At 47.2% G+C, this 6,253-nt stretch carries 2 protein-coding genes, 2 tRNA genes, 3 rRNA genes and 1 riboswitch; of the genes, 5 read left to right on the forward strand and 2 right to left on the reverse strand.

All coding sequences use genetic code 11. From position 1 onward, the window contains the following. The first annotated feature begins 25 nt into the window (after positions 1-25). The 5 genes from rrf (QMA13_RS36280) (at position 26) to rrf (QMA13_RS36300) (ending at position 3,664) form a co-directional block, all read left to right on the forward strand. A 5S ribosomal RNA gene (rrf, locus tag QMA13_RS36280) occupies positions 26-142 on the forward strand. A 31-nt stretch (positions 143-173) separates the two neighbouring features. Next, a tRNA-Ile gene (locus tag QMA13_RS36285) sits at positions 174-250 on the forward strand. A gap of 21 nt (positions 251-271) precedes the next feature. Continuing rightward, a tRNA-Ala gene (locus QMA13_RS36290) sits at positions 272-347 on the forward strand. Positions 348-482: 135 nt separating this feature from the next. Beyond that, positions 483-3,405: ribosomal RNA gene (locus tag QMA13_RS36295) — 23S ribosomal RNA — on the forward strand. A 142-nt stretch (positions 3,406-3,547) separates the two neighbouring features. Next, positions 3,548-3,664, forward strand: a 5S ribosomal RNA gene (gene rrf, locus QMA13_RS36300). Between the two features lie 38 nt (positions 3,665-3,702). Here the strand turns inward: rrf (QMA13_RS36300) and QMA13_RS36305 are convergent. Together QMA13_RS36305 and QMA13_RS36310 are read right to left on the reverse strand one after the other, a co-directional pair. Further along, positions 3,703-4,401 (reverse strand): polysaccharide deacetylase family protein, encoded by a 699-nt coding sequence (locus QMA13_RS36305; protein ID WP_282938702.1) that lies wholly within the window; start codon positions 4,399-4,401, stop codon positions 3,703-3,705. 109 nt (positions 4,402-4,510) lie between these two features. Further along, on the reverse strand, positions 4,511-5,323 hold the full coding sequence (locus QMA13_RS36310) for a stalk domain-containing protein (RefSeq protein WP_282938703.1): 813 nt from the start codon (positions 5,321-5,323) through the stop codon (positions 4,511-4,513). Continuing rightward, positions 5,322-5,464: riboswitch (cyclic di-AMP (ydaO/yuaA leader) on the reverse strand. Its footprint overlaps the gene before it by 2 nt. Positions 5,465-6,253 lie beyond the last annotated feature (789 nt).

Raw genomic sequence — 6,253 nt, forward strand, 5'->3', positions numbered from 1 at the left:
AGAGGATAACACTTCTCAATATTCGTTTGGTGATGATGGCGGAAGGGAACCACGCGTACCCATACCGAACACGAACGTTAAGCCTTCCAGCGTCGATGGTACTTGGACCGCAGGGTCCTGGGAGAGTAGAACGTCGCCAAGCGAACCCTTTATAGGGTTAAAGTAAATAATGAGGGCCCTTAGCTCAGCTGGTTAGAGCGCACCCCTGATAAGGGTGAGGTCGGTGGTTCGAGTCCACTAGGGCCCACCATAAAGCTTAATATCATAGTATGGGGCCATAGCTCAGCTGGGAGAGCGCCTGCCTTGCAAGCAGGAGGTCAGCGGTTCGATCCCGCTTGGCTCCACCAATTAGACTACTGACAATCGACATCATGAATTTGATGTACAGTTGCAGACAGATTGTTCCTTGAAAACTAGATATCGAAATAAATGCGTAGAGCAATACACGTAGTGACGATTCTTTACGAATCGAATCATTAGCTGGTTAAGCTAATAAGAGCACACGGAGGATGCCTAGGCGCTAGGAGCCGAAGAAGGACGTGGCGAACGACGAAATGGCCTCGGGGAGCCGTAAGCAGGCTTTGATCCGGGGATGTCCGAATGGGGGAACCCAGCTGAGGTAATACTCAGTTACTCGCATCTGAATACATAGGATGTGTAGAGGCATACGAGGAGAACTGAAACATCTAAGTACCCTCAGGAGAAGAAAACAAAAGTGATTCCGTCAGTAGCGGCGAGCGAAAGCGGAATAGCCCAAACCAGGGGGCTTGCCCTCTGGGGTTGTGGGACGTCAATGTGCGAAAAGTTGGTTAGGTGAAGCGGTCTGGAAAGGCCGACCAGAGAGGGTAAAAGTCCTGTAGCCAAAAACGAACGTATCGCTAGACGGATCCCGAGTACCGCGAGACACGTGAAACCTCGTGGGAAGCAGGCAGGACCATCTGCCAAGGCTAAATACTCCCTAGCGACCGATAGTGAAGCAGTACCGTGAGGGAAAGGTGAAAAGAACCGCGGGAGCGGAGTGAAATAGAACCTGAAACCGTGTGCTTACAAGAAGTCAGAGCCCGTTAATGGGTGATGGCGTGCCTTTTGTAGAATGAACCGGCGAGTTACGTTCCCGTGCAAGGTTAAGGTGAAGAGCCGAAGCCGCAGCGAAAGCGAGTCTGAATAGGGCGACTTAGTACGTGGGCGTAGACCCGAAACCATGTGATCTACCCCTGTCCAGGGTGAAGGTGCGGTAACACGCACTGGAGGCCCGAACCCACGAATGTTGAAAAATTCGGGGATGAGGTGGGGGTAGCGGAGAAATTCCAATCGAACTTGGAGATAGCTGGTTCTCCCCGAAATAGCTTTAGGGCTAGCCTCGGGAGATGAGTAGTGGAGGTAAAGCACTGATTGGGTGCGGGGCCCGCCAAGGGTTACCAAGTCCAGTCAAACTCTGAATGCCACATACTTTCATCCCGGGAGTCAGACAGTGAGTGCTAAGATCCATTGTCAAGAGGGAAACAGCCCAGACCATCAGCTAAGGTCCCCCAGTGTGTGTTAAGTGGGAAAGGATGTGGAGTTGCACAGACAACCAGGATGTTGGCTTAGAAGCAGCCACCATTGAAAGAGTGCGTAATAGCTCACTGGTCGAGTGACTCTGCGCCGAAAATGTAACGGGGCTAAACACGCCACCGAAGCTATGGCTAGGACAGTAATGTTCTTGGGTAGGGGAGCGTTGTATGTAGGTTGAAGGTGTACCGTAAGGAGCGCTGGACAGCATACAAGTGAGAATGCCGGTATGAGTAACGAAAAGACAAGTGAGAATCTTGTCCGCCGAAAGCCTAAGGGTTCCTGAGGAAGGCTCGTCCACTCAGGGTAAGTCGGGACCTAAGGCGAGGCCGAAAGGCGTAGTCGAAGGACAACAGGTTGAAATTCCTGTACCACCGTGAACCGTTATGAGCAATGGGGTGACGCAGAAGGATAGTGACGCGGGCTGATGGATGCCCGTCCAAGCAGAGAGGCTGATGTGTAGGCAAATCCGCACATCGTTAAGGCTGGTCTGTGATGGGGAGCGAAAATTGCAGTAGCGAAGGTCATGAGTTCAGGCTGCCAAGAAAAGCCTCTAGCCAGGGAGAAGGTGCCCGTACCGCAAACCGACACAGGTAGGCGAGCAGAGCATGCTAAGGCGCGCGGAAGAACTCTCGTTAAGGAACTCGGCAAAATGACCCCGTAACTTCGGGAGAAGGGGTGCCTCGGTAGGGTGAATAGCCCGAGGGGGCCGCAGTGAAAAGGCCCAAGCGACTGTTTAGCAAAAACACAGGTCTGTGCGAAGCCGCAAGGCGAAGTATACGGGCTGACGCCTGCCCGGTGCTGGAAGGTTAAGGGGAGTGGTTAGGGAGCAATCCCGAAGCTATGAACCGAAGCCCCAGTAAACGGCGGCCGTAACTATAACGGTCCTAAGGTAGCGAAATTCCTTGTCAGGTAAATTCTGACCCGCACGAATGGCGTAACGACTTGGGCGCTGTCTCAACGAGAGATCCGGTGAAATTTTAATACCTGTGAAGATGCAGGTTACCCGCGACAAGACGGAAAGACCCCATGGAGCTTTACTGCAGCTTGATATTGGACTTTGGTACGATCTGTACAGGATAGGTGGGAGCCTGAGAAGCATGAGCGCCAGCTTGTGTGGAGGCGACGTTGGGATACCACCCTGATCGTATCGGAGTTCTAACCCGCGGCCGTGAACCGGTCGGGGAACAGTGTCAGGTGGGCAGTTTGACTGGGGCGGTCGCCTCCTAAAAAGTAACGGAGGCGCCCCAAGGTTCCCTCAGAATGGTTGGAAATCATTCGAAGAGTGCAAAGGCATAAGGGAGCTTGACTGCGAGACATACAGGTCGAGCAGGGACGAAAGTCGGGCTTAGTGATCCGGTGGTACCGAATGGAAGGGCCATCGCTCAACGGATAAAAGCTACCCTGGGGATAACAGGCTTATCTCCCCCAAGAGTCCACATCGACGGGGAGGTTTGGCACCTCGATGTCGGCTCATCGCATCCTGGGGCTGAAGTAGGTCCCAAGGGTTGGGCTGTTCGCCCATTAAAGCGGTACGCGAGCTGGGTTCAGAACGTCGTGAGACAGTTCGGTCCCTATCTGTCGTGGGCGTAGGAAATTTGAGAGGAGCTGTCCTTAGTACGAGAGGACCGGGATGGACGTACCGCTGGTGTACCAGTTGTTCCGCCAGGAGCACGGCTGGATAGCTACGTACGGACGGGATAAGCGCTGAAAGCATCTAAGCGTGAAGCCCCCCTCAAGATGAGATTTCCCAGTATGTAAGACCCCTTGAAGACGACGAGGTTGATAGGTTCGGGGTGGAAGCACGGCAACGTGTGGAGCTGACGAATACTAATCGGTCGAGGGCTTATCCAAGATTCTGTGATGTGTACAACATGCAGAAGTATTAGCTCAACCAACGCGCATTTATTTCGTATCTAGTTTTCAAGGAATAAGCCTTGAATGCTTCGAGAAGCTTTGATGCTTACGAAGTAAGCTTTCAAAAGAAAGCTCTTAGTTTGGTGATGATGGCGGAAGGGAACCACGCGTACCCATACCGAACACGAACGTTAAGCCTTCCAGCGTCGATGGTACTTGGACCGCAGGGTCCTGGGAGAGTAGAACGTCGCCAAGCAAAAAGCAGTTGATCTTTTAATCAGATCAGCTGCTTTTTTATTTGCTTTTATTTTTAGCTATAAGATCAGTAACCGTAACGAATTGAAACCCTTGCTTCTTTAGCTCGGGAATAATCCGCTTTAATGCTTCTACAGTCTGCGAACAATCGCCCTCTAAATCGTGGAACAAAATAATATCCCCGTTATGAACATTCGAGAGCACCGTATGAACGATTTTATCTACTCCTGGCTTTTTCCAATCCTTAGTATCCTGATACCATGACCACATGACGACGGTTAATTTATCTTCCTTGGTCATATTAAGAAGGGCCTCGTTATAAAATCCCCCTGGGGGCCTGAATACGTGGGGGATTTGCTCCGTAATATCGAAAATAATATCTTGGGTCTGGCGTATTTCTTCAATTAATTTCTCAGAAGAAACATTTTTTAAATAGTGGTGATCGAAGGTATGATTTGCAATTTCATGTCCTTCATTTACTTCACGAATTGCAATTGCGGGAAACATTTGCACCCTTTTACCGAGAACAAAAAAAGTGGCTTTAGCCTGATGCTCCTTCAGTAAATCGAGAATTTGGGGTGTATATACGGGATTGGGTCCATCATCAAACGTAAGAGCGATGAGTTTTTGGTCTGTAGTTACATTCCATACAACCTCACTGCTGGGGGCACTGGAGCCCGCTGTCGTTAGCGCTAATAAAGAACCGCATAGCACTAATTTGTACAGCATTCGTTTCATAAGAGGTCCCTCCTCCACTGTATGTTCCTTTAGTCTCTCTTATAAGGGCCGGAATATACAAAAAAGCAGCTGCCATAAAGCAACTGCCTGAGTAGGGATAGAACTTATTTTACTTGATTACGTAAATCTTTACTTGCTGAACGCCGAACTGTTGTGCTTTTGCTTTGTTGTCGGGAACAAAGATGTCTATCTTGTTTCCTTTAATTGCACCACCGGTATCCGTAGCTGTAGCGAACATGCCCCCAGAGGGCAATCCATCATAAGAGTAGCCTTCAACATACACTTTAGAACCTAAAGGAATTACAGACGGATCAACGGAAATTGTACCTACTTGCAACGGATTCCCAAAATAATCAATACTTGGATGGCCACCGTTTTCTGAAGGAGAACCGGTATAAGCAGTTGCTTTTCCTTCAATTACTTTTTGATACGATGGAGCATACCAGGCTGGTGCGTGATATTTGCCGTCTTCATCTAATATGGCAATGTGATTTACAGGATCCCATTGCATTTGGATATGAAGTACCTCGGCAAGCATACGAATCGGGAAGTAGGCTCTACCATCAATCATTTGGGGAACTGTTTGAAGAGTAACCGTTTTCTCATTAACGATAGCGGTTGACTCACCTGTAGTAAAAACAACCGTATTTTGTTTGTTCTTGAGTGTGATTTTTAATTCGTTCCCTGTCTGCTCCCAGTGGGCCTCGTAGCCCAGCCTCTCACCTACAAAGCGTATAGGTACTAGCAATGAATTAGAACTGTCTAAAAGGGGTTGAGCGTCTGGAAACGCAATCAGTTCGTCATTGACCTGTACTTTATAGCTGTCGTCATGCGGAATTGCCGCATGTGCTGCTGAAAAGGGCGTTATTAATGCTAGTAATAACGCAGATGACAAAACAAGACTTTTTGCAAAATGCTTCATAGTCCCTCCTTGGGCCTCCGAGGTTAGTTGACGGATTCGGGAAGAGGTATCTCCCTAGTTTGGTTACTCCAAACATTCACCCCATTAAAATCGTCCCCCGTACAAACGAAAAGTTTGAGTTTGATTCGGCATTTTTAGAAGTTACCATAGTTTAAAAGGATGATCAATGCACAAATAAAGCCATTAACTCCTATTTATGGTCAGTTGTACATTTTTATTATGAAACTGGTAAACCGTTTACAATAATTAATCGCTATATGCTGGAAGCTGCTATTGAATTAATGTGTCCGTTGAACAGGTGGAAATATAACTAGCATTGATACTCTACATGTTAAAGAAGTAAAGTAGCACAACGGATATACAGTTATAGTTAAATAGAAGATAAATAGTGTCCAGATCTAAAAAGTAATTTGAAACGCGGACCATTATGAGAATATATAGAGACAAGCCGTTAGGAAGCTATAGAAGTGAAATGCTACTAAGGAGGAGTATTTCCTAACAATAATGACATACTTAATCAGACTTCATCTGAATTAATTCTAGTAGATCTGTAATGGAAATAAAGACTAGTTTGGATGATTATGAGTTACTTAACAGCGCTTCATTAAATTGACCAACGAGGAGAGAATAACGCTAATAACTTGAGGTACTTATTTAGACTCAATACATAGCTATAAGAGCTCTTGGTTGTGAGAGTGATTGCTTATATTGTTGAATTTAAATAGAAGAATTATATTTTAAAATAAAGCTTGCCATGACGAACCATTCGTGATATATTATGTTCCTGCCCTCGTGAGAGACATTAGTTACTAATCAATTGTAACTAAATAAAGCATTTGAAAAAAAGAATTAAAAAAAGTGCTTGCAAACACTAGGCAGTTGTGGTATATTAATCAGGTCGCTTTCGACGGATGTCGAAAACGAACGAAG

This window comes from Paenibacillus sp. RC67 (assembly GCF_030020805.1).
Taxonomy (GTDB): domain Bacteria; phylum Bacillota; class Bacilli; order Paenibacillales; family NBRC-103111; genus Paenibacillus_S.

Excerpts from the sequence above, each read along its gene's own strand:
- QMA13_RS36305 (WP_282938702.1), bottom strand. The coding sequence starts at position 4,401 with ATGAAACGAATGCTGTACAAATTAGTGCTATGCGGTTCTTTATTAGCG.
- QMA13_RS36310 (WP_282938703.1), bottom strand. The coding sequence starts at position 5,323 with ATGAAGCATTTTGCAAAAAGTCTTGTTTTGTCATCTGCGTTATTACTA.